This window comes from Corynebacterium sp. HMSC062A03 (assembly GCF_001811145.1).
GTDB classification, from domain to species: Bacteria; Actinomycetota; Actinomycetes; order Mycobacteriales; family Mycobacteriaceae; genus Corynebacterium; species Corynebacterium aurimucosum.
Genome location: NZ_KV803655.1, coordinates 1 through 23,768, shown reverse-complemented (window position 1 = coordinate 23,768; position 23,768 = coordinate 1). Strand labels below are relative to the sequence as shown.

Genomic DNA, 23,768 nt, shown 5'->3' with positions numbered 1-23,768 from the left:
TCCCTCTAAAGGACGACGCCGACGATGGCCACCACGACGATGAGCGTGATCATCAACCAAAGGGTCACGCTCACTCGGGATTTGGGTAGTGCGCGCTTGCGGTGAGAAGGCTGTGAGCGCTCAGGGTCCCACAGGCCTTCGCGGTGATCATCGGGAGTCATGGTCATTTATCCTAGTCCGCCCCTCCACGAGTGTGTACACGCGGTCGATGGCCCACATCAACCCCCACCCCATCACGGTTGCGGCCGGCACTGCGGTGACGGCAAGCACCGCCATTTGCGCCCACACTGGCGCCTGCACGAGCCATTCCATGCCCTCAGGGTAGCCTGTTCACCATGAGCAGTGCACCTTTCGACGTCACCTGCCCCGCGGGCACCATCACCGGCTACCTCGATGAGGACGTGGCCCACTTTCACTCCATCGAGTACTCCCATATCCCGGGGGATTTCGAGAACCCCGAACCTGCCCCACCCCGTGACCAGGATGCACGCACCCCGCACCCGGAGAAGGTCGCGCTCACCATCACCGCCCCCGCACCCGGCAGCCGCACCACGTCACTGGCGCCCACGTTGGTCTATATCCACGGCGGCCGCTACGAGCACGGCTCCCACGAGGATCCCCGGGCAGCGGGCACGCCCACCGCACAGGCAGGCATCGTCCACGTGCAGCTGGGCTACCGCGTGGGCCTGCCGGGGCTTGCCCGTTTCCGTGGTGATGAGCCCGACCGCTACCGCGCCATCGAGGACCTGCAGCTGGGCTTGGAATGGATCCAGCGCAATATCGAGGCCTTCGGCGGGGATCCCACCAACGTCACCATCTTGGGCCAGTCCGCCGGCGCCAACGCCGTGCTGTGGCTGTGTCGGCGGGACCACTACCGCGGGGCCTTTCGCCGAGCACTAGCGCTCTCCCCGGGCTTCCCGCGGGAGACCTTCGAGGAGCGCAGTGCCACCCTGCGTCAGGTGATGAAGAAGCCCATCACGCGTTCCTCGCTTGCGGCGATGAGCCAAGAGGAGCTTGCCGCCGGCTACGCCAAGTTCCGCAAGAAGTACAGCCTCGATATGGCGCTGGGCCCCACGCCACTGGAGTGTGGGCAGCTTGCCGACGTCCCCCTCATCCTCGGCAGTACCCGCGACGAGTTCTACAACATCCCGGCCACACGGAAGATTGACCGCTCCCCGTTCCGCGGCCTCATCCTGCGCTATGCGGCGCCGCGCTTTGGCTTTCCCCGCAATGGTTTCCAACCTTGGTATCAGGTGGCGCAGCACATGGACAAGGAGCGCCCAATGGGCCGGATGGTGGGTGATGCCATCATCCGCCGCTGGGCTGCAGAGGTAGCGGAGAAGGCACCGGGTAAGACCTGGATGGTGGAGTTCATCCGTTCCTCGAGCCCGGCCCTGCACTGCGAGGAGCTGCGCCCGCTCTTCGGCAGAACGCCTCTGGCCCAGTGGCTACAAGATTTTGTGCGCACCGGCGAGCCCGGCTTCGAGGCCTACCGCCCCGAGCACGCTATCTGGGAATACAACTTAGACAACGACGAGCATCGGGTGGCCTACGCCAGCTTGGATTATATTTCGGCGGCCTTCGCCCAGGATGGCAGCCTGCTCTAAGCCAGAAGGGCCGCGCGCAGCGGCTCGTGGGTCAACTCCTCCACCATCCACGGGCTAAAGGCGAAAGGCGTGGCATCGACCGCGGCGAGCACATCGCGCACTGGCGCCCACGCGAAGGAATCGACTTCGCCGGGGTTGGGCGCCGGATCATCTTCAGTTTCGAAGAGATAGACCGGGCAGATTTCATTCTCCACCACGCCAGAAGAATCCACGGCACGGTAAGCAAAGTCCGGGAGCACCAAACGCGGCGTGCCGCTCAGGCCAAGCTCGAAGCGGCCGCGGCGGACGACGGCGGCGGCAGTCTCCTCATCCGGGCCCGGGTGCCCGCAGAAGGAATTGGTCCACACGCCAGGCCAGGTCAGCTTGGACAGGGCGCGGCGGGTCAGCAGCAGCTGGCCATCGCGCACCACCCACGCAGAAAAGGCGAAATGGAGCGGGGTATCCGCGGTATGTACGGCGGCCTTGTCAGCGGTGCCGGCGGGTGTGCCCTCCGGCGAAGCGAGAACGACGAGTTCCGTCATAGATTGAGGTCTCCTACATAGCGCACGTTGCCAATGCTAAAGCGCGCGTTCCAGAGGTTGCCTGGGGCAACGTTATAGACATATTGAAGGTTGGTGGACGCACCGGCGCCCAGCGGGTGATCCAGGCCCGGCGCGGCCACATCCGGGTGGACAGCGGGGTCAACATCAATCGAATCCACGGTGGCCCAGCCGCCGTTGCCGTCGGCACGCTCGAGGGTGGGTTCCGGGAGGGCGTCGACAGGCATCGGCACCTCGTTGAGGTTGTGAATCTTCACAGTCAGCACCGTTCCGCCACCGCCGGAGTACAGGCCCTGCAGCTCAAATTCCACGTTGAGGCCCTCGTCCTTAACGGGGGCTGCCAAGTCGGAGGTGACCTCGTGAGCGTCCACGTCCTTGGCCTCAAAGGTCGGCGGCTCCGAACTGGAGACCACGATGTTGTCCTGCGGACCCACGTCCGGCGGCTGGAGGATACTGCAGCCTGACAAGGCAGCCAGGCACAGCGGGGCGCACGCTAGGGGGAGGTATTTCTTCACCGCGGATCCTTTTCCATCACGATTTCGGTTTCTCCCCTACCTTAGTCGACGGGTTGGATATTCCTATTAAGGGCGTAACATCGGCCGGCGATGAACTCTATTCTCCGCATCGTCCGCAGCGCCTCCGCTCTGTGGCCTTTCTATCTTGGCGTCCTTATCACCGCGTCAGTCACCGCGATTCTGTCGCTGCTGACACCTTTCATCCTCCGCGAAGCCACCGATACCGTCGTCGCAGGCGGACCACTGCGCACCATTCTGTGGTGGGTCGTAGCACTCTTTGTGGCGGACGCGCTGGGCAACGTGGTGAAGAATATCGGCGGCTATATCGGCGATGTGATGGTCGCACGCCTGCGCCAGATTCTTTCGACGCGCTACTTTGCCAAGCTGCTCTCCGTGCCGCAAGGTTATTACGACAACCAGGTTACCGGCACCATCATTGCGCGCTTGGACCGCTCGATTGCGAATATCACGCAATTCCTGCAGTCCTTCTCCAATAACTTCTTCGTCATGCTCATCCAGGCCGCGGCGGTGCTAGTCATCACCGCGGTGTACTACTGGCCGCTGGCCATCCTGCTGGCTGCGCTCTTCCCCATCTATATGTGGCTCACCGCGCTGACCTCGGAGCGCTGGCAAAAGTTTGAGGCCATTAAGAACGAGAACATCGACGTGGCCAATGGGCGCTTCGCGGAGGTCATCGGACAGGTGAAGGTGACCAAGTCCTTCGTCGCCGAGGCCCGCGAGCTAGCTTCCTTCGGTTCGCACTACCGCACGGTAGTGGATACGACGAAGCCGCAGTCGCGCTGGTGGCATTCCATGGACACCGCGCGCGGCGCGGCCATGGCGCTGATCTTCTTAGGCATCTATGGCCTGATTTTCTGGCGCACCTTGGAGGGCCACTTCTCCATCGGTGACATGGTCATGCTCCTGCAGCTGGTGAACATGGCCAAGCAGCCGGTGTTCATGATGAGCTGGATCGTGGATGTTAGCCAGCGCGCCATCGCCGGCTCCAAGGACTACTTCAAGGTCATGGAGGAAATCCCGGAGCCCACCGTCAACCCGCAGCTGGTCGCCGCCGCTGAAACCTCCGACGTGCCGGAGCTCGACCTCACCCCGGCTAAACCGCTGCACCCCACCGAAGGCCCGGTCTTCGCCTTCGAGGACGTGTCCTTCTCCTATGAATCGGATAAGCCGGTCGTCGCCGACATCACCTTCGCCGCCCAGGAAGGCCACAAGGTAGCGCTCGTCGGCGAGTCCGGCGGCGGCAAGTCCACCCTGGTCAACCTACTGTTGGGCCTCTACCAGCCCACGGAGGGAAAACTAACGGTACTGGGCCACGACGCTGCGGAGCTTACCGCGGAGCGCCTGCGCGCTTCGGTCGGCGTGGTCTTCCAGGAGTCCTATCTTTTCTCCGGCACCATTCGGGAAAACATCGCTTATGGCAAGCCGGGCGCCACGATGGAGGAGATCGTGGACGTCGCCAAGCGCGCCAATGCACACGGCTTCATCGAAGAATTCCCCGATGGTTACGATACCGTCATCGGCGAGCGCGGCCTCAAGCTCTCCGGCGGGCAGAAACAGCGCGTGGCCGTGGCGCGCGCCATGCTGAAGGACGCCCCCATCCTCGTCCTCGACGAGGCCACCTCGGCGCTGGACACCAAGGCTGAGCGCGCCGTGCAGGCAGGCTTGGATGAGCTGATGAAGAACCGCACCACGCTCATCATCGCGCACCGCCTGTCCACCATCGCGGACGTGGACACCATCATCACCCTAGACCGCGGCCGCATCTCCGAGATTGGTTCGCCGGCCGAGCTGGCGCAATCGGGCGGCATCTACGCCGAGCTGCTGCGGCTGACCCAATCCGCCTCCGCCGCTGACCGCCAACGGTTGAAAAAATACGGATTCGTCCAAGCCACCGACGAGTAAGGTGGGGCGCATGCATTTCCCTAGCCTGAAAGAACTCTCTGCCCGCGGCACCCGCAAGTGGACCGTCTATGACGAGGACATCCTTCCGCTGTGGATCGCTGAATCAGACTTCCTCACCGCACCGGCGGTCAAGGAGGCCATCCAAGAGGCTGTCGACGCCGAGTCCTTCGGCTACACCCCGGCGCCCAAGGCCTCTGAGCTCAACGCGGCACTGGCGGATTTCTATGAAGCGCGCTATGGCTGGCGCCCAGAACACGTCTTCTGGATCGGGGACGTTGTCCGCGGCCTGCTGCTCGGCGTGCAGTACTTCACCGAGGGCGCGGTGGCCGTGCCGGTCCCCTCTTACCCGCCGCTGCTGGAGCTGCCGGGGACCGCTGGGCGCGAGAAGATTGAGACCTCGCTGGAGCTCGACGATATCGAGCGCGCCTTTAAGGCCGGCGCCGGCTCCATCCTGCTCTCCCACCCCTATAACCCGCTGGGCATCGTCTTTGATGAAGACTGGCTGCGGGGGCTCGTGGAGCTGGCAGATAAATACGATGCCCGCATCCTCTCCGATGAGATCCACGCCCCGCTCGTCTACGAAGGCCGCCACATCCCGCTCGGCGCCTTGTCCGACCGCGTTATTACCGTCACCGCCACGTCCAAGGCGTGGAACACCGCGGGCTTGAAGTGCGCGCAGGTGATCTTCTCCAATACTGCGGATGTCGAGCGCTGGAACTCGCTGACCGGCGTGGCTAAGGACGGCACCGGCACGCTCGGTGTCTTGGCTGCGGAGGCTGCCTACCGCCACGGTGGGGAGTTCCTTGACGAGGAGATTGAGTACCTGAAGAAGACCCGCGATTGGCTGGTGGAGGAGTTACCCAAGCGCGTTCCAGGCCTCAAGACTTCCCACCCGCAGGCCACCTACCTGCTGTGGTTGGACTTTAGCGAGACTGCCATTGGGGATAACCCGAAGCCTGCGGCCTGGGTGCGCGAGCACGCCAAGGTAGCCCTCAACGAGGGTGTCACCTTCGGCACGGGCGGTGAGCATCATGCCCGTCTTAATTTTGCAACCTCCCGTGAGCTGCTCGAAGAGGCACTCGACCGGCTGGAGAAAGCATTTAGCTAAAATTTACATCTCATGTCATGGGCATTATCCTTAGAAAAATGTCCATTAATGACGTTCAGGCCCCCGCCCAGTCCGCTTCGAAGACGAGCTCCCCCATCGGCATCGTCATCGTTGCCTCCCTCATGCTCTTCTCCATGTTCTTCGGAGCGGGCAACCTCATCTTCCCGCCGGAGGTCGGTGTCTCCTCCGGCACCAACTTCTGGCCGGCCACCATGGGCTTCCTCGCCGCTGGCGTAGCCCTGCCGGTCTTGGCGGTGATCGCGGTGGCCATTTCCGGCCAGTCCGTGCGGGATATCGGAAACCACGGCGGCAAGATCTTCGGCGTGGCCTTCTCCGTCATCGCCTACCTGGCCATCGGCGCGTTTTACGCCCTGCCGCGTACCGGCGCGGTATCCATGGAAACCGCGATTACCCCGCTGCTTGGCTGGGAGGGAACCTTTGCCAACGGCGCCTTCAACGTCGTCTTCTTCCTCATCGCTTTAGCCCTGGCCTGGCGCCCCAACAACATCATTGACACCTTGGGCAAGTTCCTCACCCCGGCGCTGGTCATCCTGCTCGCCGCCCTCATTACGTTGGCCACACTGGCCAACCCCCGCGTTCCCGGCACCCCGACTGAGGAGTACGCCTCCGCGCCCTTCGTCACAGGCCTCTTCGAGGGCTACAACACCATGGATGCCATCGCGGGCCTGGCATTCTCCATCGTCATCGTGACTTCGCTGCGCTCCAAAGGTTTCTCTACTGACCGTGCGCTGCTGCGCGGAACCATCACTTCCGCCGTCATCGCCGGCGCGCTGCTTGCCGCTATCTACCTGGGCCTGGCGTGGATCGGACAAACCATGCCGAATGGTTCCTCCTATGATTCCGGCGCCGCCTTGCTTGCCGACGCCTCCAATCTCACCATGGGCAACGTCGGCCAGGCCGTCTTCTCCGCCATCGTCATCCTGGCATGCATGACCACCGCCGTGGGCCTGATTTCCGCCACCTCGGAGTTCTTCGCCCTGCTCGTGCCGAAGACCACCTACCACTTCTGGGCTTGCCTATTTACCGCGCTGTCCATCGCCTTCGCCTTCCAAGGCCTGGATACGGTGCTCGCCATCGCGGTTCCCTTCATCGTGTTCTTGTACCCGCCGGCTATCTCCCTGATCGCGCTGACGCTTCTGCAACCAGCAGTTAAGAAGTGGGTCACCTTCTACTGGGGCTTCCGCCTGGCGCTGTGGGTTTCCGTCCTGTGGTCCGCCGCCACCTCCTTCGGTGCCCCGCTTGGCTTCTCCCCTGGCCAAGACGTTGGCCTGGGCTGGGTGGTTCCCACGCTCCTCGCATTCGTCATCGGCGTTATCATCGACGTTGTATCTACATCCTCGTCGAAGAAAAGTGAGTAGTTCATGACGCCCCGCGCCGCCCTATCCATCCTCGATTTCTGCACCATCTACCCGGGGGAATCTCCTTCCCAGTCCATGGCCAGGTCGGTCGAGCTGGCGCAACAAGCGGAGGCCTTGGGCTTTGAGCGCATGTGGTACACCGAGCACCACAACATGCCCTCTATTTCCTCCTCCGCCCCGGCGGTTCTCATCGCCCACATTGGCGCGAAGACCGAGCGCATCCGATTGGGCTCCGGCGGCATCATGCTGCCGAACCACGCGCCTTATGTTATCGCCGAACAATTCGGCACCCTCGCCGAGCTCTACCCCGGCCGCATCGACTTGGGCCTGGGCCGCGCACCCGGCACCGATATGAAGACTCTGGGCCGCGCCCTGCGCCGCGATAGAAATGCCGCCGAGCGCTTCCCTGAGGATGTCAAGGAGCTGCAAGGCTACCTTTCTGGAAAATCCCTCGTCCCCGGCGTGCAGGCCATCCCCGGCCACGGCACCAACGTGCCGATCTACATCCTGGGTTCCTCGCTCTTCGGCGCCTCGCTGGCCGCCAAGCTCGGTCTGCCTTATGCCTTCGCCTCGCACTTCGCCCCGCAGCACTTGGAAGCCGCCACGGCCTATTACCGCGAGAATTACCAGCCTTCCGAGGCCCACCCCGAGCCCTATGTCATCGCCGGCGTCAACGTCACCGCGGGGGATGACGCCGAGGAGGAATTCGAAAAGGTCTGCTTCCGCCGCGTGAAGGCTTTCGTCAGCCGCGGCAGGCAGCTCAGCGACGACGACGTCGCCCGCATCATCGACTCCCCTCAGGGCCAGCAGATCATCAGCATGCTGCAGTACTCCGCCGTTGGAAATGTAGAGCACGTGCGCGAGTACCTCACCGACTTCCAGAAGTTGGCTCAGGCGGATGAGCTCATGATCTCCCTGCAATCCACAAGCCACAAGGCAGCGTTGGGTAATATGGCAAACCTGGCACAAGCGTGGCAGATGTAGGCGTACGCGCAGGCGCGCGTACGCACATCTTTGCCCGTCACAGCGTTGTTCTACATAGAGGAGAATTTCGGTGGCCCTTCGCCGTACACAACAACACAGCATGATCGCTGATTACCTGCGCAACCTCATTCGCAGCAAGAAACTTTCTCCTGGTGATTTCCTGCCCAGCGAGGCCGAGCTCTGCGAGCAATTCTCCTCCTCCCGCGGCCCCGTGCGCCAAGCCGTCGCGGCACTGCGCTCGGAAGGCCTCATCTCCTCCGGCCGCGGCCGCCGCTCTGTCGTCCTCGGCCGTTTTACCTCGGAGTCCTTCGACTCCATTTATTCCGTGACGCACTGGCTGCGCGAGCGCGGCTTCGAGCCCGGCGCGTCCACCTTGTGGCTGGGGCGCTGCCCTGCTTCCGAGCAGGAAGCCGAGTTCTTGCGGGTAGAGACAGGTTCCCCCGTAATCTTTGTGCACCGCGTGCGCAGCGCCAACGGCATGCCCATCGCCATCGAGCGCATGTTCTTCCCACTGGACGTGGGCAGCCACATCCTCAACTTCGATGCCGACAACGAGTCCATCCACGATCACCTACGTAAGCAGGGCGTAGACTTCGACAACGTCAATCGCGAGCTCTCCCTCGCGTCCGCCAGCGAGGAGGATGCGCGCTCCCTTAATGTCGAGCCCGGCACCCCGCTGTGGCGCCTGCACTTGGACATCTCAGATCACTCTGGTCATCCCGTCGAGTGCACCGAAATCCTGTACCTCGGGGACCGCCTGACGCTGGGCATGACGAGCGTGCGCGGAAGCACCTCCCCGCTCGAGGTCAAGTTGTCGGAAGGATGATGAGAGCCTGGCTTGGTGCGCTGGGGCTGGTCGTGGGGGCGTCGCTAAGCGCGTGTTCTGCCGGCTCCACGGCAGTGGTTGATTCTGACTCCTCTGCGCTGACGCTGGCCACCACGACGCCGGCGACCTCCCTGGATTTCACCACCGTCGGCGGCGCCGCCATCCCGGCAGCACTCATGAGCAACGTCTACGAGACCCTGGTGCGCATCTCCCCGGAGGGAGAGATTGTCCCCGGGCTCGCCGAATCCTGGGAGGTCGAGGCCACACGCTATACCTTCCACCTGCGTGAGGCTTCCTTCTCCAACGGCGAGGCTTTCACCGCGCACACCGCCGCGTGGTCCATCAACGCGGTGAAAACGGAGTGGACGAACGGCATTAGCGCCCAGATGGACGTGGTGGAATCCGCCACGGCTGTCGACGATCACACGCTCCTCGTCACCCTTAAACGGCCCTCCGCCGGGTGGTTATGGTCCATGGGCACCGCCATCGGTGCTATGCGCACTCCCACCGAAGCGGTGGGCACCGGCCCCTTTGCCGTCGCGGGCTTCTCCCCCAACGAATACATCGCGCTGCGCGCCCGCCCAGACTACTGGGGCACCCCAGCGGAAGAAGACATCACCATCCGCTACTTCCCGGATTCGCTGACCGCGGTTAACGCCCTGCGCTCCGGCGGGGTTGATGCGGTGTGGGGCGTACAGAACCCGGAGCTGCTCGACACGCTCGATGACTCCATCGAGACCGCCGTGGGCACCACGAACGGCGAGGTGTTGCTGTCCATGAATAACCAAGCAGCACCTTTCGACGACCCCCGCGTGCGCCGCGCCGTGGCCTATGGCATCGACCGTCACGCGGCCAACGAGATCCTCTGGGAAGGCCGCGCGCAGGACACTGGCGGAGCACCCGTCCCGCCGACTGACCCCTGGTTTAGCGGGAAGGACTACTACCCCTATGAGCCTGCGCGCGCCCGCGCGCTGATGGAGGAGGCCGGAGCAGTAGGCACGCCGCTCACACTCACGGTACCGAGCCTGCCCTATGCGCAAACACTCTCCGAGTTCCTCTACTCCCAGCTGGAGGAGATGGGCTTTGAGGTCACGCTGGAAACCGCAGAGTTCCCCGCCGTGTGGCTGAGCCAAGTTATGGGCGCGAAAGACTATCAGATGTCGCTCGTCGCGCACGTCGAGCCGCGCGATATCCCCACCATCTTTGGCAACCCGGACTATTACCTCGGCTATGATTCGCCGCAGGCCCGCACGCTGTTGGAGCAGGATGACATGACAGGGGCCGTGGACCAGATCATGGAGGACATGCCTGCCCTGACGCTGATGAACATGCCCAATATCGTGCTCTACCGCGAAGGCCTGACCGGCCTGCAGCCGAACCAAATCACCGATGCCATTGAGCTGCGAGGCGTGCGATGAGAATACTGCGCTTCCTCGGCACCATGTGGGCTGCCTCCATCATCATTTTCCTGCTCATGCGGGCCGTGCCCGGCAACCCGGCGCGCGTGGCTTTGGGCGTCAACGCCACCGATGAGGCCGTGGAAAAGCTAACGCACTCCATGGGCTTGGACCGCCCGCTTCTCGTCCAATACCTAGAGTGGATGAAAGGGCTGTTGACCGGCAACTTCGGCATCTCCCTGTCCTCGCAGCAGGACATCACTCCGCTGGTGATTGACCGCGCGCAGGTTACGCTGTTGCTCATCGGGCTGGCCATTGTCCTCGCCCTAGCCGGGGCTATTCCCATGGGCATCCTGCTCGCCCGCTTTCGCCTCCCTGTGCTCAATGCGGCCACGCAGCTGGGCATCGCGGTGCCCAGCTTCTTAGTCGGTATCCTGCTGGTCGCGGTCTTCTCCGTGCACCTGGGTTGGCTGCCGGCGAATGGCTGGCAGCTGCCGCGCGAGGGTTTAAGCCACCTCGTCCTGCCGGTCATCTCGTTAGCACTGGTGCAAGGCGCCATGCTCACGCGCTACGTGCGCGCCACCCTCCGCGAGGAGATGGACAAGGACTATATCCGCACCGCCCGCTCCCTGGGTGAATCCCGCACCGGGGCGCTGGTCCGCCACGGCCTGCGCAATGCCGCTTTGCCGGTGCTCACTGTCACCGGCGTGCAGTTAAGCACCTTGGTGGTGGGCGCGGTGGTCATCGAGAATGTCTTCGTCATCCCGGGTCTGGGCTCGCTGCTTCTCGACGCCGTCTCCACCCGCGACCTCACCACCGTCCAGACCCTCATCATGGTTTTCGTGACTTTCACGCTGACCGTCAACCTGCTCACGGACCTGGCCTACCGGGTCATCGATCCGCGGCTGAAGGAGGCGCGATGAAGCCCGGCTATATTCTGGTGGGCCTGACTGTCCTATTCGCCCTGGTCTCTCTGGTGTGGACGCCCTATGACCCGAACCTCATCTCCCCCGACCGCCTGGCCGGCCCCAGCCTGGAGCACCTCATGGGCACCGACCGCTTCGGGCGCGATACCTTCTCCCGCATCCTCGCCGGTGCCCAGATCACCGTGCTGGTGGGAGTGGTAGCGGTGGCCATCGCTGCGCTCATCGGGGTGCCACTCGGCATCATCGCCGGGATGCGCGGTGGTGGCTTCATCATGGCGGCCACCGACCTGCTACTCGCCTTCCCGGCGCTGCTGCTGGCCATCGTCGCCGGCGCGGTGTGGGGCTCGTCGACGCTCACGGCGACCATCGCCATCGGCATCGCCGGCATCCCTTCCTTCATCCGGGTCACGCGCTCCGGCACGCTGCAGATTATGACGCAGGACTATATCGCGGCCGCCCGCATCTCACGCGTGCCGCCGGCGCTCATCGCGTGGCGCCACGTCCTACCCAACCTCGGCGGCATCGTGGCTATCCAGGCCTCCGTCTACTTTGCGCTGGCCGTCCTCGCCGAGGCTGGCCTGTCCTACCTCGGCCTGGGCACCGCCCCGCCGACCGCCTCGTGGGGACGCATGCTGCACGACGCCCAGCCCCTCCTGGCCACCCACCCCCTCCAGGCGCTGTGGCCAGGGCTGGCCATCGCCGGCACCGTCCTCGGATTCAACCTGCTAGGAAGCCATGCTGACCGTCACTGATCTGCGCGTGGGCCCTGTCGGCCCCATCTCCTTATCCATTGCACCCGGCGAACGCGTCGGCCTCATCGGCGATTCCGGCAGCGGCAAGTCCCTCACCGCCCTAGCCATCATGGGGCTGTTGCCCGACCACCTGCAGGCCACCGGATCCATCCGCTTCAACGGCCAGGAGCTGCTGAGCATGCGCGACCGTGACCTGCGCAAGCTGCCGCTGGCCATGGTCTTCCAAGAACCCATGACCGCGCTCGACCCGTTGATGAAGGTCCCCGGCTTCAACCGCTTCCCGCACCAGCTCTCCGGCGGGCAACGCCAGCGCGCGCTCATTGAGATGGCCATGGCCCGCCATCCCAAGCTCCTCATCTGCGATGAGCCAACCACCGCCCTGGATCCCTTCACCCAGGAGGAAATCCTCTCCACCATCGTGGATGCCGCGGACAGCGAAGACACAGCGCTGCTGTTTATTAGTCATGACCGGGACGTCGTCAAGCGCGTGTGCGACCGCGTCGTGCGCATCGGTGAGCTCACCGCTCCCGACCTCACCCCGCCGCCCATGCCCACCCTGGGCGAGCCCGTCATCGAGCTCAAGAACGTGACCAAGACCTACCGCGGGGTGACCGCGCTGGACGACGTCTCCCTCACCGTCCGCGAGGGCGAGCGCCTCGGCATCGTCGGCGGTTCCGGCTCCGGCAAATCCACGCTGCTCAAGCTGCTCACGGGGCTAGCGGAGCCGACCTCGGGGACGGTGGCGGTGAAGAAGCGTGTGCACATGGTCTTCCAAGACCCTAAGGGCTCGCTCAACCCGCGCATGCCTATCTGGAAGATCGTGGCCGAGGGCGGCGGGACGCGCGAAGAAGCCGAGGCGGTGCTGCGGGAGGTCGGCATCGAGGGCTTCGAGCGCTATCCCCGGGACTTCTCCGGCGGGCAGCGCCAACGCATTTCGCTGGCGCGCGCCGTAGTGGGCAAACCGGAGATTCTGCTGGCGGACGAGGCCGTGTCAGCGTTGGACGCCACCTCGCGGGCCCAGGTCCTCGAGCTTCTACAGCGCGTAACGAAGGATATGACGCTGGTTTTCGTCTCCCACGACATCGACGTCGTGCGCCACTTATGCCCCACGGTGGCGGTCCTGCAGGACGGCCGGCTCGTGGATCGCGGCGAAACGAGTAAGGTGTTCTCCCGATATGGAACACCCACTGCCGCAACGTCCTAATGCACTTCAGCTCTTTACCGCCTTTAACACCTCCGCGCGCCGCTGGCCCGGTGCCCTGCGCGCGGCGTTGGCGATCATTATCCCCGGCGGGATCGCTGTAGCGACGGGCCACCCGGATGCGGTGCTGCTCATTTCCGCCGGCGCCTTCTCCGTCATCTACGGCGAGGGGCACCCCTACCGCACGCGACGCCGCGTGATCCTCACCGCTGGCGGACTGCTCACGCTGGCGGCCACGGCCGGTTCCCTCGTCGGCGTGCATGGGCTGGCGCTGTCCGCGGTGTTTACGGTGGCTCTAGCAACCATCGGCGCGTTCGTGCAGAATGCGCTGCGGCTGCCGCCGCCGGGTTCCTTCTTCATCGTGATGGTGGCCGGTGGTTCCACGATGCTGCGTGGGGTCTCGCCGTGGGAGGTGGCCGCGTGGAGCCTGGCCGGCGTGTTGGCCAGCTACGTGCTGGGCATGCTGCCGCGTTTCCGGGATCCGCACGGTCCGGAGACCCGCGCGGTGGCCGCGCTGGAGAAGGCCGCCGATGCCTTCGTGAACTCCGATAGCGATTTCCTGGCTCGCCACCACCAGGCGCAGTCCGCCATTTCCACGGCGTGGCAAACGCTTGCCGACGCCGGCGTCATCCGCGGCGGCCGCATCCGCCACCCCGCCCAGGCGGAGCTGGTGCACCGCGCGCTAGCCGCGCAGCAGCGCATCGTGGCTCACCACAAGCAGGTCGGCGGCAACTCGGATGAGCTCTCTGATTCCCCCACCTACGTGGACCCGGACCGCACCAGCATCCCACACACCAAGCCGACGATGCGCTACCGCTTCTACCGCGCCGCGGTGGGCAATTCCCACGCGGTGGTGACAGCGGAAAAGATCGCGCTTGGTGGCCTGGCCACCGCGTTCATTGGCATGGCGCTGGGGCTCAACCGGCCGGACTGGGGCGCGGTCTCGGTGCTCCTGCTCTTGCAGTGGGGGCCGGACCGGGTTCCGGGAACGATTCGCGGTGTGCAACGTATGCTGGGCTCCGTCTTAGGCGTGTGTGTCTTTGCGCTCATTGCCTCTTTCAGCCCGCACGGCTGGGGGTTGGTGCTCGCGTTGGCCTTCTGCCAGTTCTGCGCGGAGATTCTGGTGGTGAAGAACTACGCGCTATGCGTCATCTTCTCCACTCCCCTGGCACTGCTGATGGGCAATTCTTCGGAGCACATGGCCCACACCATCGGCTCGCGTATGGCGGAGATTGGGCTCTCCGTGGTCGTGGCGATGCTCTTCTTGTGGCTGTGGAAGCCGCGCGCCCAGCTGACCAACCACTACCGCCTGCAAACGCGCTGTTTCGAGGCGATGGCCGCCCTGCTCGGCGCACTACTCATCAAGACCCCCGAGGAAGCGCTGGCACAGCGGCGCGACCTGCACTACGAGTTGCTCTCGGAACGGCGCAGCATCCAGTCGCTGGCGACCAATCACTCCGATATCAGCGAATTCTGGGAGCGCCACACCGCCTTGCAACCGGCCGGCTACTTCCTCTTAGATTTCTGCGTGGTCAATCCGCTGTCGCAGCCCAGCCGCGCGGAGCTGGACACGCTCATCGCGAAAATCACCGCAGCGGAAATGCGGTCCTGACCTCCTAGCACGGGCAACCCCCGGTTGCCCGCGAATTATTTCACCGATAGCAACAGGTTCGGGTCGAGTACGTGTTCCTCCACGCGCTCGAAGCAAGCGAAGGCTTCCTCCAGCTCACGGACATTCTCATCAAAATTAGGCAGCGACATGGCATTCCAATCGACGCAGAAATAAGTGCCTTCATCCTAGCTCACACCACTGTCATTGTGCGCACCTGCGATAATGGTGAGGGTGAACACTCGAAAATCTACAGGTCCACCCGTTGGCATCTATCCTCACGACATGCACCCCGGCTTGGTTCCGGGTATCGGTGTGGAGGATCAACGCAACGCTTTCGCCCTTGACAAGGTCCCTTTTTTCAGCACCGCTACTTTCATCGTAGCCTTCATCGTGTGGGGAATTAGCTCACCAGAATCCGTCTCGGCCGCATCCTCCACCGCTTTTTCCTGGGCCATCACCAACGCCGGCTGGCTGCTCAACATCACCATGATGATGGCCGTAGCCACCATGCTCTACATCGGTTGCTCCCGCCTAGGCCGCATCAAGCTCGGTACTGATGACGAAGAGCCCGAGTTCGGTTGGTTCAGCTGGGTTGCCATGATGTTTGGCGCCGGCATCGGCGTCGGCATCTTCTTCTACGGCCCCTCGGAGCCGCTGTCGCACTACCTCACCCCGCCGCCCCACACAGTCGACGGCAACAGCGTCGAGGCCCTGCACCAGGCCATGGCCCAGGCGCACTACCACTGGGGAATCTCGCCCTGGGCGGCGTACGCCCTGGTCGGCGGAGCCATCGCCTATTCCTCCTACCGCCGCGGGCGCGTGCCTCTGGTGTCCTCCATTTTCAAGCCGCTGTTCGGCTCCCGCGATACCGACGGCCCGCTGGGCAAGCTTATCGACGTCCTCGCCCTCGTCGCCACGCTCTTCGGCACCGCCGCCACACTGGGTCTTTCCGCTATCCAGATCGGCCAAGGAGTATCCATCATCCGCGGCGCCGGCCCGCTGACCAACTCCGTGCTCATCGTGATCATTGCGGTCCTTGGCTGCGGCTTCATCATCTCGGCGGTCTCGGGTGTCTCCCGCGGCGTGCGCTATCTCTCCAATTTCAACATCACGGTGACACTCGGCTTGGTCATCTTTGTCTTCTTCACCGGTCCGACCTTGCTCCTGCTCAACCTCGTGCCCTCCGGCATCGTGACCTACATCGACCAGCTTTTGCCGATGATGGCCAAAGGCCTGTCCTGGGGCGATGAAACAGTCGAGTTCCAGTCCTACTGGACCGCCTTCTACTGGGCATGGTGGATTGCCTGGACGCCGTTCGTCGGCATGTTCGTGGCCCGTATCTCCCGCGGCCGCACGCTACGCGAATTCACGGCCGTCACCGTCTTCGCTCCCTCCCTCATCCTCATTTTGGCCTTCACCATCTTCGGCGGCACAGCCATCACCTTTAAGCGCGAGAACCTGCCCAACTTTGATGGCTCCGCCTCCGGCGAACAGGTGCTCTTCGCCATGTTCGACAACCTGCCGCTGAGCAGCATCACACCCTTCATTTTGATCCTGGTGCTGGCGGTCTTCTTCATCACCTCCGCCGATTCCGCTTCGGTCATCATGGGAACCATGTCCTCCAAGGGAAACCCTGCCCCCAACAAGTTCATCGTCATTTTCTGGGGCCTGTGCATGATGGGCATTGCCGTAGTCATGCTGCTGACCGGCGGCGAAGACGTACTCACCGGCCTGCAGAACCTGACCATCCTGTCTGCCCTGCCCTTCTGCATCGTCCTGCTGGTCATGATGGTGGCCTTCATCAAGGACCTGCGCTCCGACCCGGTATTCATCCGCCGCGCCTACGCGCGTGCCGCGGTGGAAAACGCCGTTGTGCGCGGCATCGAGGAGCACGGCGATGACTTCGAGCTATCCATCGAGCACGCCGACGAGGGCCGCGGTGCCGGCTCCGACTTCGACTCCTCAGCGCACCGCTACACGGACTGGTACCAGCGCACCGATGAAAAGGGCGAGAATGTAGACTACGACTTCGACACCGATACCTGGGCCGATGGCTACGAGCCAGACACCGAACAGAAGGAAAAATAAATGGGGTTGCCTGAAAACGTCGTCCTCGACGGCTACACCCTTATCGAACAGCACGAAGTGGACCACGAGTTCCTCATTAATGGCTCGCCGCTCGCCGTGGATACGCCTCTGCTTTTCGCACTCACGATTGTTGGTGTTCTCCTCGTGGCGGCCAGCTTCTTCCTGCGCAGTACCCGCCGCTTTATCACCGGCCTCCTCGGCGCGGTCCTGACTCTCACGAAGCTGTGGTGGATGCCCATCGCGCTTGCCCGCCAGTTCGACGACGGCCAGGTCTTCGGCTATACGCTCAAGTACTACCCCCAATACTGGCCCGTAGCATCCATCATCGTGGTCGGCATCGCGTTAATCGGCCTGATCTCCGCGTTTTTCTTCCGGCGCTAACGCGACTCCAACACCGCGATCGCAATGTGCACCCGATTGGTACCGCCCAGTTTGTCCAAGATGTGCTTGATGTGGGTTTTCACCGTGGTCACGGAGACGTAGAGCTGTCCGGCAATCTCTTGGTTGTCTAGGCCCTGGGCCACCAGCTCCGCCACCTCGTTTTCGCGCTGGCTTAAGCCCTCTAGCGGGCAGGGCTCAACCACCTCCACCTCTGCCGGCTCCGGCGCAGGACGCTTGAGCGCCAGAAGGTTCTTCAGAGCCTGCGGGCTCAGCAGCTGCTGCCCCGTGGCAGCGGCCCGAACCGCAGAGACCAGGCCCTCCGGCTCGATGGTCTTGAGCAAAAAGCCCATTGCCCCAGCATGCAGCGCATCCACCATGAACTCGTCGGTATCAAAAGCGGTGAGCATGACCACCGGTATATCCGGCGCGCTCGCGCGCAGCTGCCCTGCCGCCTCGATGCCGTCCATGACGGGCATGCGGATATCCATGAGGACAACATCGGGCCGCAGATCCGTCACGCGCGCCACGCCGTCGCGGCCATTGCTGGCCTCGGCCACCACCTCGATGTCTGCGGCGCCCTCCAGGATGAACCGAATGCCGCGGCGCAGCGCCTGCTCGTCATCGACTAATACCACTGAAATCATTACGCGTGTGCCTCCTCAGGGAGTTCGAGGACCCAGGTGAAGGTGGAGGCGTCGTCAAGCACTGTGAAGGTGCCTCCCGCCAGCCGGGCGCGTTCCTCCAGCCCCAACAGGCCATTGCCGCCGCCGGACTTCGGCTGGTGCGTCACCTTCTTATTCTGCATGGTCACCCGCACCTTATCCTCCTCGTTCTCCACGGTGAGCCTTACCTTCTGCCCCGGCGCGTACTTGCGCGCGTTGGTCAGGCCCTCCTGCACGGCGCGGCCCAGCGTGTGAGCTGCCATCGTGCTAAGCCTATCGATGCTCTCATGCGCGTCCCCTTTCTCATAGCGCACCTTCGTTCCCGCCGCACGAGCGCGCTCGATGTGTTCTTCAATGGTGGCACGCGGATCCACGCGGTCGTCCACACGGAGGGCCTTGATAACCCCGCGCAGGTCCTCCACGGCGGCCTTGGCCTCCGACTGGATGGTGTCTGCCGCCTCGGCGATGCGCTCTGGGTCGGCATCCTTGCGGTAGCTCAGGCCACCCGCGTACACGGAAATGAGGCTAAGCCTGTGCGAGAGGGAATCGTGGATATCGCGCGCAATGCGGTTGCGTTCCTCCAGGCGCGCCCGCTCTTCGCGGGAGCGCAGCTGGTCCTCGTTGAGCTCCGCCAGGCTGACCAGCGTGACCTCGCGCTGGCGGCGCTGCGCGCGCACCGAGCCCGTAATCCAGGCAACGATAAGAAAAATGCATCCATAGAACACGTAACCAAAGGTCGCGAAGATGTTCATCCGAATGTAAGGCACAGAGATAACGGTCACACACGAGGCCACGAACACCGCCGTCCCCGCCAGGGACCACCGCAGTCGGCCGCGCGAGATGATTGAAATCAACACCACCAGCACTGACAGCGACAGTGGGCGAAACCCGCCCAGTACCAGGACGAACAGAGCCGCAACCAGCACCACCGGGTGGCCGGGGTACTCCTCGTGGATGTTGCGCTCCCGCCGCGAGTGGTGCAGGGCGAAGGGCAGCAGAATCCAGGTGGCGAAGCTAAATAGACCCATCAAGCCCATAACAAGGGCTTCCTGATCCGTCCCCTCGAAGTTTTCGATATGGGGGATCCATGCCGCCATATCCGCCACCACGCAGAGCAGAATGAGCAGCACCGTGATCCACAGTGGTCGCGTCTTGCTTGTCATTGTTGCCACGATAGTTCTCCCTGCGTTCCGGAAAATCCTCCCTGCGGAGGATACCGGCACCCCGGGCACGGTTCATAGCCTAAACCGCATGAGAAGAACACAGACTTTATATGAACTGCTCACCGCCGCCGGGCTCGTGAGCGCTGCTTATGGTTTCTCCCAAGGTGCTTTCGTCACTACAAGTGCGCTCGCCGCAGTGTTGTACGCGACCGTGGCAATTGGTCTCACGCTGCTGATTCTGCGCAAGTACCCGGGCATTGCGCATGGCGTGGTGTGGGGCATCGCGGTCACCAGGGTCGCAGCTTCGCTCAACAAATGCATGAACGACCTCCTCATCCGCTTCTTCCCGGAGTGGCTGGTCGAGGCCGGTATCGCCCCGCTCCCCGAAGAACTACTCAAATTCCTCGGCGTCCTCTTCATCTGCTCGTGCATCATCCGGCCCCGTCATTGGGCGGACTACGTCTTCGTCGGGGTGGCGGTAGGCATGGGCTTTAGTGTGGGCGAGAATGTCGTCTACTACGTCAACTTGACGCTGGAGAACCTGGATTCCGATATCAAGGGCACCTTGATGGCGGTCCTTGTCCGCTTCATCGCGAACCCTCTCATGCATTCTTTCTTTACCGGAATTGCCGCCTATGGCCTCGCCCGCAAGCAGCCGGTGCGATGGTTGCTCCTTGCCATGGCGGTGCACTTCGCTGCCAACTTTGGCCCGTCTGTCACTATCGCCCTTGAGAACGCCCTGTGGCCCGTCTTTGCCGCCCTCATCATTCTCATTTCTCTGTGGGGCGCCACGATTGTCAGCATTGTCAAGATCCGGAAAATCCTCCCTGCGGAGGATACCGGAGCAAAATCGCAGCTCGTAGGGTCGAAATCATGAAAAACACACTGATTTATTCCTGCATCGGCGTCCTCGCCGCAGTACCGCTTGCCGACGCCCTCCTCCCCGACCCCACTCCCGACACCACGCCCGTGCGCGGTATCCCGGGGCTTGAATGCCCGGAGGATCCGTACGCCTCCTCGCAGACCTGGAACTGCGGGAGCGCGACCATCATTTCTGAGGAAGGCAGCTCCTCCCACGAGGTGGACACGTACCTGCCGCGCCAGCACCGCTCTTTCACCGGGACGCGCGCGCTCACCGACGCCCCCATCACCACCCAGGCTGCCGAGCTTTACCGCGTTTCCGACGAGGACGGAATCACGCTGGCTGACCCGCACAACGACACCGTCTCCTTCCTCCACATCGACGGACCGAAGGCACGTGACTTCGCCGACCGCGTTCAGAAGGAGGATGCATGAAGTACCTGTACTATCTGCTGGCCCTCGGCGCGCTGGCCGTGTCCGCCTTCCACTGCACCCGCGAACCCTTCCTACCCGCCAGCGCGCTGACTGCTGTGGTCTTCGCCGCCGTACTCGTCTCCCTCACGCTGTTCCTCCTGCGCCGCCGCCCAGGAATTGCGCACGGCGTGGTGTGGGGCTTCGCGGTCTCCGGGCTCGCCGTGGAGCTCAATACGAACATGACGCACCTCCTTGCCCGCGCGGGCCTGGACTGGCTGGGCGCTGCCGGGTACGCGCCGCTCAACGAAGAAGTGCTGAAATTCCTCGGCGTAGTGCTCATCTGCACCTGCGTTATCCGGCCCCGCAACTGGCTCGACTACGTCTTCGTGGGCGTGGCCGTGGGCATCGGTTTCACTGCGGGTGAGGACGCTACCGCCTTTACGCGCATGACGGTGGATAACCTCGATTCGGATACCGCCGGCGCGCTCTCAGCGGTGGTCATCCGCCTGGTGTCCAACCCGCTCTCCCACTCGCTATTCACCGGGCTTAGCGCCTATGGCCTATCCCAGAAACAGCCTGTGCGCTGGCTCATTGCCGCCATCGCGGTGCACGTGACGAACAACCTCTTCCCGTCGCTAAGCACCGCGTTCGACGACGCCATCTGGCCCCTCCTCGCCGGCATGGTCGTCGTGCTAGCCGTGTGGATAGCCACCATCTGGGGCGTTATTGCGCTGCGGAAGAAGGCGGCTGTGCATCCAGCCCTGTCCCCTGCACCGGTGCGCGCATAGCCTTCGTCGCCGGGGAGGGATGGGCGTCCTCGGCGGCGAGGCGCTCAAAGGCCACCGCCGCCAAGGCCGCAGCTTGATCCCCCAGAACGGAATCATCGAAGCGCACCAGCGGCGAGTGGTTCCACTCGCGCATGTGCTCCGGGGTGTGCGGATCTCCCGTACCGAACCACATGAAGGTGCCCGGAACCTGGGATAACACCGCGCCGAAGTCCTCCGAGGCCATCATCGGCGTATCCATGGTCAGCACGTTTTCCGCCCCGAACATCCCGGCCCACAACGACGCCGCGAATTGGTCCTCGCGTTGTGAGGTCTTCGTCGCCGAATACAAAACCTCAAAGTCCACCTTTGCGGTACAACGGTGCGAGGCCGCCACGGAGCTTGAGACCTCGATGATCATTTGGCGGACGGCATCGATGTGTTCGTCGCGAAGCACGCGCACCGTCGCGCCCAGCTCCGCCTTGTCCGGGATGACGTTGACCGCGCCGTCGCCCGCGCGCAAGTTGGTCACCGTGATGACAATCGGCGAGTTCGCGTCGAAGCGCCGGGTCAGCGCCACCTGCAGCGCCACCTGGATCTCCGCCAAGGCCGCGACGGGATCGATAGCATCATGTGGGCGCGAGCCATGCCCACCTTTGCCGTAGACGGTAATCCCTAGGTTGGACGACGAGGCCATCATCGGGCCGGCGATGTGGTGGAAGGTGCCCCGATCCTGCGGGCCGACGTGCAAACCGTAGGCGGCGATGGGGCGGCGGCCAGCAGCGTCGAGCACGCCCTCATCGATCATCGGCTGCGCACCACCCGGGCCTTCCTCGCCCGGCTGGAACATGAAGATGACATCGCCCAACAGCTCCTCGCGGTGGCGGCAGAGCATCTTGGCCGCGCCGATCAGCCCGGCCGTGTGCAGGTCGTGGCCGCAGGCGTGCATGTTGTTATTCGTCGAAGCGAAAGGGCTGCCCGTCTGCTCGCGCACCGGAAGACCATCCATGTCCGCGCGCAGCAGCACCGAGACGGGACGCTCTCCGCGCTTGCCGCCGCGCAGCACCGCGACGACGGAGCTTAAGTCGCGCCCGAGCTGAATTTCCAAAGGCAAGCCTTTAAGAGCTTCGAGCACCTTCTCCTGCGTCCGCGGCAGGTGCAGCCCCACCTCCGGGTTCTGATGCATATCGCGACGGAACGCCTGCAACTCCGGAAGCAGCTCCCAGCCTTCCTCCACGAACACCTGGCTGGCCAACCGCTCTCCGAGCTTGGCGGAAACCATCGGAAGCGGTGGCAGTTGCTGACGGTGGCGCGGGGCCATCTTCATGGTGTCATCCTTTCCGAGCATGTGCGCCGAGCATACCGGAAACTGTATTAAAGTAACGGTCTATGAAGCTTCTCTCTGCGCTTTTGAGCAGCGCACTTCTCATGTCTTCTGCCCCTGCTTACCAGGAATCCAGCCGCGATGAGCAATCCTCTCGATGGGGCGTGGACGCAACGTTCAGTATCCTCAACGCCATGGGTTCCTCCTCGCACCTTCTCACTGATCTGTTCACATCGGAACAGGAAGGGTATCCGTACCCGGTGGATGCGTCGATAAGCACGGCGTCCGTTGTCTCCCGCGCCCCGACCGATGAGCCTGGCCGGGAAAAGTGGCTCGTGGCCTCGCCGTCCATGGGACGTGAGATTCCCGTCGACGTCGTCCTCGGCAGCGGCGGCCCGGTGGTGTACTTCCTGGAAGGTGTCGACTCCCCGGAAACCTCCAACTGGATCACCAAGGGGCATCTGAAGCGCGTTTTCGGCGACTCCGACGCCAGCATCGTCATCCCCTCCCAAGGCGCTGGTTCCATGTGGACCGACTGGAACGAGGATGACCCCAAGTTGGGCCGCCACAAATGGAACACCTTCGTCACGCAGGAGCTTGCGCCGGTGGTTGAGGCGGAGCTGAACCACAACGGCAAGCGCGGGATCATCGGCTTGTCGATGGGCGCGTCCGGCGCGGTCATGATGGCCAACAACCACCCGGGGTTCTTCGATGCGGTGGCGGGAATTTCCGGTTGCTATTCCACGACGAGCACGGTGGGTCAAGGAACGGTTGACCTGACGGTGGGCAGCCTCGGTGGCAACCCGCGGAACATGTGGGGCCCGCACGGCTCGCCGGACTGGCTGCGCAATGACGTGATGGCTCACCCGGAGGGGCTGCGCGGGACGACGCTCTATCTTTCCGCTGCCACTGGCGCATGGACGGATGAAGAGATGGCGGCCTACCCTAACAAATCCCTCGATGATCGCATCGGCGGCACCCTGCTGGAGGCCGGGTCGAAACGTTGTACGGAGGAGTTTTCCGCCGCGCTTGACGACGCCTCCCTCCCCCACACCACCGACTACCTCGACTCCGGGGTGCACGACTGGGTGATGTTTGGCAAGCAATTGCAGCCGGCGTGGGACGCGATTAAACCGGCGCTGTACTAGCGACGACCCCACCGCCCAAGCCTGTCGGCCCGAAAGGCTCTCCCCTTTCTGAGGCCTATCTCCCGTCCCCCCAGTCACCGTTCAACCAGCCCTAGCCAACCCTCTCTCCGCCCTTGGTCGGTGTTTCATCCCGTCTGTGAGCAGGTTATTTGCTCTTCCAGTTGCGGGGTGGCTAGTGCTGTTTTAGTCTCTGT

General features: G+C 63.6%; 23 protein-coding genes. 17 read left to right on the top strand and 6 right to left on the bottom strand.

From position 1 onward, the window contains the following. Positions 1–5 precede the first annotated feature (5 nt). A complete protein-coding gene (locus HMPREF2781_RS12500; protein ID WP_168163674.1) occupies positions 6–161 on the bottom strand; it encodes a hypothetical protein in 156 nt (51 codons plus the stop codon). Positions 162–335: 174 nt separating this feature from the next. Between HMPREF2781_RS12500 and HMPREF2781_RS04650 the strand changes: the two genes are divergently transcribed. Then, a complete protein-coding gene (locus HMPREF2781_RS04650) occupies positions 336–1,607 on the top strand; it encodes a carboxylesterase family protein (protein WP_070644573.1) in 1,272 nt (423 codons plus the stop codon). Here the strand turns inward: HMPREF2781_RS04650 and idi are convergent. Then, positions 1,604–2,128: an isopentenyl-diphosphate Delta-isomerase gene (gene idi / locus HMPREF2781_RS04645; protein WP_070644572.1), complete on the bottom strand. Its 525-nt coding sequence runs from the start codon at positions 2,126–2,128 to the stop codon at positions 1,604–1,606. The two genes, HMPREF2781_RS04650 and idi, sit on opposite strands and share 4 nt — an antisense overlap. Further along, positions 2,125–2,661 (bottom strand): hypothetical protein, encoded by a 537-nt coding sequence (locus HMPREF2781_RS04640; protein ID WP_070644571.1) that lies wholly within the window; start codon positions 2,659–2,661, stop codon positions 2,125–2,127. The genes idi and HMPREF2781_RS04640 overlap by 4 nt, the downstream gene beginning before the upstream one ends. A 90-nt stretch (positions 2,662–2,751) precedes the next feature. Between HMPREF2781_RS04640 and HMPREF2781_RS04635 the strand changes: the two genes are divergently transcribed. The 12 genes from HMPREF2781_RS04635 (at position 2,752) to HMPREF2781_RS04580 (ending at position 17,238) form a co-directional block, all read left to right on the top strand. Further along, complete coding sequence (locus tag HMPREF2781_RS04635) at positions 2,752–4,584, top strand: ABC transporter ATP-binding protein (RefSeq protein WP_070644570.1); 1,833 nt, start codon at positions 2,752–2,754, stop codon at positions 4,582–4,584. A gap of 10 nt (positions 4,585–4,594) precedes the next feature. Further along, positions 4,595–5,692: a MalY/PatB family protein gene (locus HMPREF2781_RS04630; RefSeq protein ID WP_070644569.1), complete on the top strand. Its 1,098-nt coding sequence runs from the start codon at positions 4,595–4,597 to the stop codon at positions 5,690–5,692. A 38-nt stretch (positions 5,693–5,730) separates the two neighbouring features. Beyond that, the gene (gene brnQ, locus HMPREF2781_RS04625) at positions 5,731–7,071 is read left to right on the top strand and encodes a branched-chain amino acid transport system II carrier protein (RefSeq protein WP_070644568.1); all 1,341 of its coding nucleotides are present in this window, start codon (positions 5,731–5,733) and stop codon (positions 7,069–7,071) included. Positions 7,072–7,074: 3 nt separating this feature from the next. Next, positions 7,075–8,055, top strand: coding sequence for an LLM class flavin-dependent oxidoreductase (locus HMPREF2781_RS04620; protein ID WP_070644567.1), 981 nt, complete (start codon positions 7,075–7,077; stop codon positions 8,053–8,055). Positions 8,056–8,125: 70 nt separating this feature from the next. Continuing rightward, positions 8,126–8,881: a GntR family transcriptional regulator gene (locus HMPREF2781_RS04615; protein WP_070446699.1), complete on the top strand. Its 756-nt coding sequence runs from the start codon at positions 8,126–8,128 to the stop codon at positions 8,879–8,881. After that, positions 8,881–10,299 (top strand): ABC transporter substrate-binding protein, encoded by a 1,419-nt coding sequence (locus HMPREF2781_RS04610; RefSeq protein ID WP_070644566.1) that lies wholly within the window; start codon positions 8,881–8,883, stop codon positions 10,297–10,299. The genes HMPREF2781_RS04615 and HMPREF2781_RS04610 overlap by 1 nt, the downstream gene beginning before the upstream one ends. Further along, entirely contained in the window at positions 10,296–11,201 is a 906-nt protein-coding gene (locus HMPREF2781_RS04605; RefSeq protein WP_070446701.1) for an ABC transporter permease, read from the top strand. Before HMPREF2781_RS04610 ends, HMPREF2781_RS04605 begins: the two co-directional genes overlap by 4 nt. Next, positions 11,198–11,956 (top strand): ABC transporter permease, encoded by a 759-nt coding sequence (locus HMPREF2781_RS04600; RefSeq protein ID WP_070644565.1) that lies wholly within the window; start codon positions 11,198–11,200, stop codon positions 11,954–11,956. The genes HMPREF2781_RS04605 and HMPREF2781_RS04600 overlap by 4 nt, the downstream gene beginning before the upstream one ends. Further along, positions 11,940–13,160, top strand: a complete 1,221-nt coding sequence (locus HMPREF2781_RS04595; protein ID WP_070644564.1) for an ABC transporter ATP-binding protein — start codon at positions 11,940–11,942, stop codon at positions 13,158–13,160. Before HMPREF2781_RS04600 ends, HMPREF2781_RS04595 begins: the two co-directional genes overlap by 17 nt. Next, entirely contained in the window at positions 13,132–14,769 is a 1,638-nt protein-coding gene (locus HMPREF2781_RS04590; protein ID WP_070644563.1) for an FUSC family protein, read from the top strand. The genes HMPREF2781_RS04595 and HMPREF2781_RS04590 overlap by 29 nt, the downstream gene beginning before the upstream one ends. Before the next feature lie 282 nt (positions 14,770–15,051). Beyond that, the gene (locus HMPREF2781_RS04585) at positions 15,052–16,857 is read left to right on the top strand and encodes a BCCT family transporter (protein ID WP_246821773.1); all 1,806 of its coding nucleotides are present in this window, start codon (positions 15,052–15,054) and stop codon (positions 16,855–16,857) included. Further along, the gene (locus HMPREF2781_RS04580; protein WP_070644561.1) at positions 16,858–17,238 is read left to right on the top strand and encodes a cell division FtsX domain-containing protein; all 381 of its coding nucleotides are present in this window, start codon (positions 16,858–16,860) and stop codon (positions 17,236–17,238) included. It abuts the gene before it with no gap. On the opposite strand, the gene HMPREF2781_RS04575 is transcribed toward HMPREF2781_RS04580, so the two are convergent. Then, positions 17,235–17,882: a response regulator gene (locus HMPREF2781_RS04575; protein WP_070644560.1), complete on the bottom strand. Its 648-nt coding sequence runs from the start codon at positions 17,880–17,882 to the stop codon at positions 17,235–17,237. The two genes, HMPREF2781_RS04580 and HMPREF2781_RS04575, sit on opposite strands and share 4 nt — an antisense overlap. After that, complete coding sequence (locus HMPREF2781_RS04570; RefSeq protein ID WP_246821772.1) at positions 17,882–19,063, bottom strand: sensor histidine kinase; 1,182 nt, start codon at positions 19,061–19,063, stop codon at positions 17,882–17,884. The genes HMPREF2781_RS04575 and HMPREF2781_RS04570 overlap by 1 nt, the downstream gene beginning before the upstream one ends. Before the next feature lie 88 nt (positions 19,064–19,151). On the opposite strand from HMPREF2781_RS04570, the gene HMPREF2781_RS04565 reads away from it, so the two are divergent. Genes HMPREF2781_RS04565 through HMPREF2781_RS04555 form a run of 3 tightly spaced genes read left to right on the top strand, consistent with a single transcriptional unit; the run spans position 19,152 to position 21,126 of the window. Further along, complete coding sequence (locus tag HMPREF2781_RS04565) at positions 19,152–19,940, top strand: PrsW family glutamic-type intramembrane protease (RefSeq protein ID WP_168160908.1); 789 nt, start codon at positions 19,152–19,154, stop codon at positions 19,938–19,940. Further along, positions 19,937–20,359 carry a hypothetical protein gene (locus tag HMPREF2781_RS04560; protein ID WP_070644559.1) on the top strand — a complete coding sequence of 141 codons (423 nt, stop codon included), beginning with the start codon at positions 19,937–19,939 and terminating at the stop codon, positions 20,357–20,359. The genes HMPREF2781_RS04565 and HMPREF2781_RS04560 overlap by 4 nt, the downstream gene beginning before the upstream one ends. Next, positions 20,356–21,126, top strand: coding sequence for a PrsW family glutamic-type intramembrane protease (locus tag HMPREF2781_RS04555; protein WP_070644558.1), 771 nt, complete (start codon positions 20,356–20,358; stop codon positions 21,124–21,126). Before HMPREF2781_RS04560 ends, HMPREF2781_RS04555 begins: the two co-directional genes overlap by 4 nt. On the opposite strand, the gene HMPREF2781_RS04550 is transcribed toward HMPREF2781_RS04555, so the two are convergent. Further along, on the bottom strand, positions 21,062–22,429 hold the full coding sequence (locus HMPREF2781_RS04550; protein ID WP_070644557.1) for a M20 metallopeptidase family protein: 1,368 nt from the start codon (positions 22,427–22,429) through the stop codon (positions 21,062–21,064). The genes HMPREF2781_RS04555 and HMPREF2781_RS04550 overlap by 65 nt on opposite strands. 62 nt (positions 22,430–22,491) lie before the next feature. Between HMPREF2781_RS04550 and HMPREF2781_RS04545 the strand changes: the two genes are divergently transcribed. Then, positions 22,492–23,574, top strand: coding sequence for an alpha/beta hydrolase (locus HMPREF2781_RS04545; RefSeq protein ID WP_070644556.1), 1,083 nt, complete (start codon positions 22,492–22,494; stop codon positions 23,572–23,574). The last annotated feature ends 194 nt before the right edge of the window (positions 23,575–23,768 follow it).

Excerpts from the sequence above, each read along its gene's own strand:
- HMPREF2781_RS04605 (WP_070446701.1), top strand. The coding sequence starts at position 10,296 with ATGAGAATACTGCGCTTCCTCGGCACCATGTGGGCTGCCTCCATCATC.
- HMPREF2781_RS04570 (WP_246821772.1), bottom strand. The coding sequence starts at position 19,063 with ATGACAAGCAAGACGCGACCACTGTGGATCACGGTGCTGCTCATTCTG.
- HMPREF2781_RS04580 (WP_070644561.1), top strand. The coding sequence starts at position 16,858 with ATGGGGTTGCCTGAAAACGTCGTCCTCGACGGCTACACCCTTATCGAA.
- HMPREF2781_RS04595 (WP_070644564.1), top strand. The coding sequence starts at position 11,940 with ATGCTGACCGTCACTGATCTGCGCGTGGGCCCTGTCGGCCCCATCTCC.
- idi (WP_070644572.1), bottom strand. The coding sequence starts at position 2,128 with ATGACGGAACTCGTCGTTCTCGCTTCGCCGGAGGGCACACCCGCCGGC.
- HMPREF2781_RS04635 (WP_070644570.1), top strand. The coding sequence starts at position 2,752 with ATGAACTCTATTCTCCGCATCGTCCGCAGCGCCTCCGCTCTGTGGCCT.
- HMPREF2781_RS04565 (WP_168160908.1), top strand. The coding sequence starts at position 19,152 with ATGAGAAGAACACAGACTTTATATGAACTGCTCACCGCCGCCGGGCTC.
- HMPREF2781_RS04550 (WP_070644557.1), bottom strand. The coding sequence starts at position 22,429 with ATGAAGATGGCCCCGCGCCACCGTCAGCAACTGCCACCGCTTCCGATG.
- HMPREF2781_RS04575 (WP_070644560.1), bottom strand. The coding sequence starts at position 17,882 with ATGATTTCAGTGGTATTAGTCGATGACGAGCAGGCGCTGCGCCGCGGC.
- HMPREF2781_RS04555 (WP_070644558.1), top strand. The coding sequence starts at position 20,356 with ATGAAGTACCTGTACTATCTGCTGGCCCTCGGCGCGCTGGCCGTGTCC.
- HMPREF2781_RS04585 (WP_246821773.1), top strand. The coding sequence starts at position 15,052 with ATGCACCCCGGCTTGGTTCCGGGTATCGGTGTGGAGGATCAACGCAAC.
- HMPREF2781_RS04600 (WP_070644565.1), top strand. The coding sequence starts at position 11,198 with ATGAAGCCCGGCTATATTCTGGTGGGCCTGACTGTCCTATTCGCCCTG.
- HMPREF2781_RS04610 (WP_070644566.1), top strand. The coding sequence starts at position 8,881 with ATGAGAGCCTGGCTTGGTGCGCTGGGGCTGGTCGTGGGGGCGTCGCTA.
- HMPREF2781_RS12500 (WP_168163674.1), bottom strand. The coding sequence starts at position 161 with ATGACTCCCGATGATCACCGCGAAGGCCTGTGGGACCCTGAGCGCTCA.
- HMPREF2781_RS04650 (WP_070644573.1), top strand. The coding sequence starts at position 336 with ATGAGCAGTGCACCTTTCGACGTCACCTGCCCCGCGGGCACCATCACC.
- HMPREF2781_RS04630 (WP_070644569.1), top strand. The coding sequence starts at position 4,595 with ATGCATTTCCCTAGCCTGAAAGAACTCTCTGCCCGCGGCACCCGCAAG.
- brnQ (WP_070644568.1), top strand. The coding sequence starts at position 5,731 with ATGTCCATTAATGACGTTCAGGCCCCCGCCCAGTCCGCTTCGAAGACG.
- HMPREF2781_RS04590 (WP_070644563.1), top strand. The coding sequence starts at position 13,132 with ATGGAACACCCACTGCCGCAACGTCCTAATGCACTTCAGCTCTTTACC.
- HMPREF2781_RS04560 (WP_070644559.1), top strand. The coding sequence starts at position 19,937 with ATGAAAAACACACTGATTTATTCCTGCATCGGCGTCCTCGCCGCAGTA.
- HMPREF2781_RS04545 (WP_070644556.1), top strand. The coding sequence starts at position 22,492 with ATGAAGCTTCTCTCTGCGCTTTTGAGCAGCGCACTTCTCATGTCTTCT.
- HMPREF2781_RS04620 (WP_070644567.1), top strand. The coding sequence starts at position 7,075 with ATGACGCCCCGCGCCGCCCTATCCATCCTCGATTTCTGCACCATCTAC.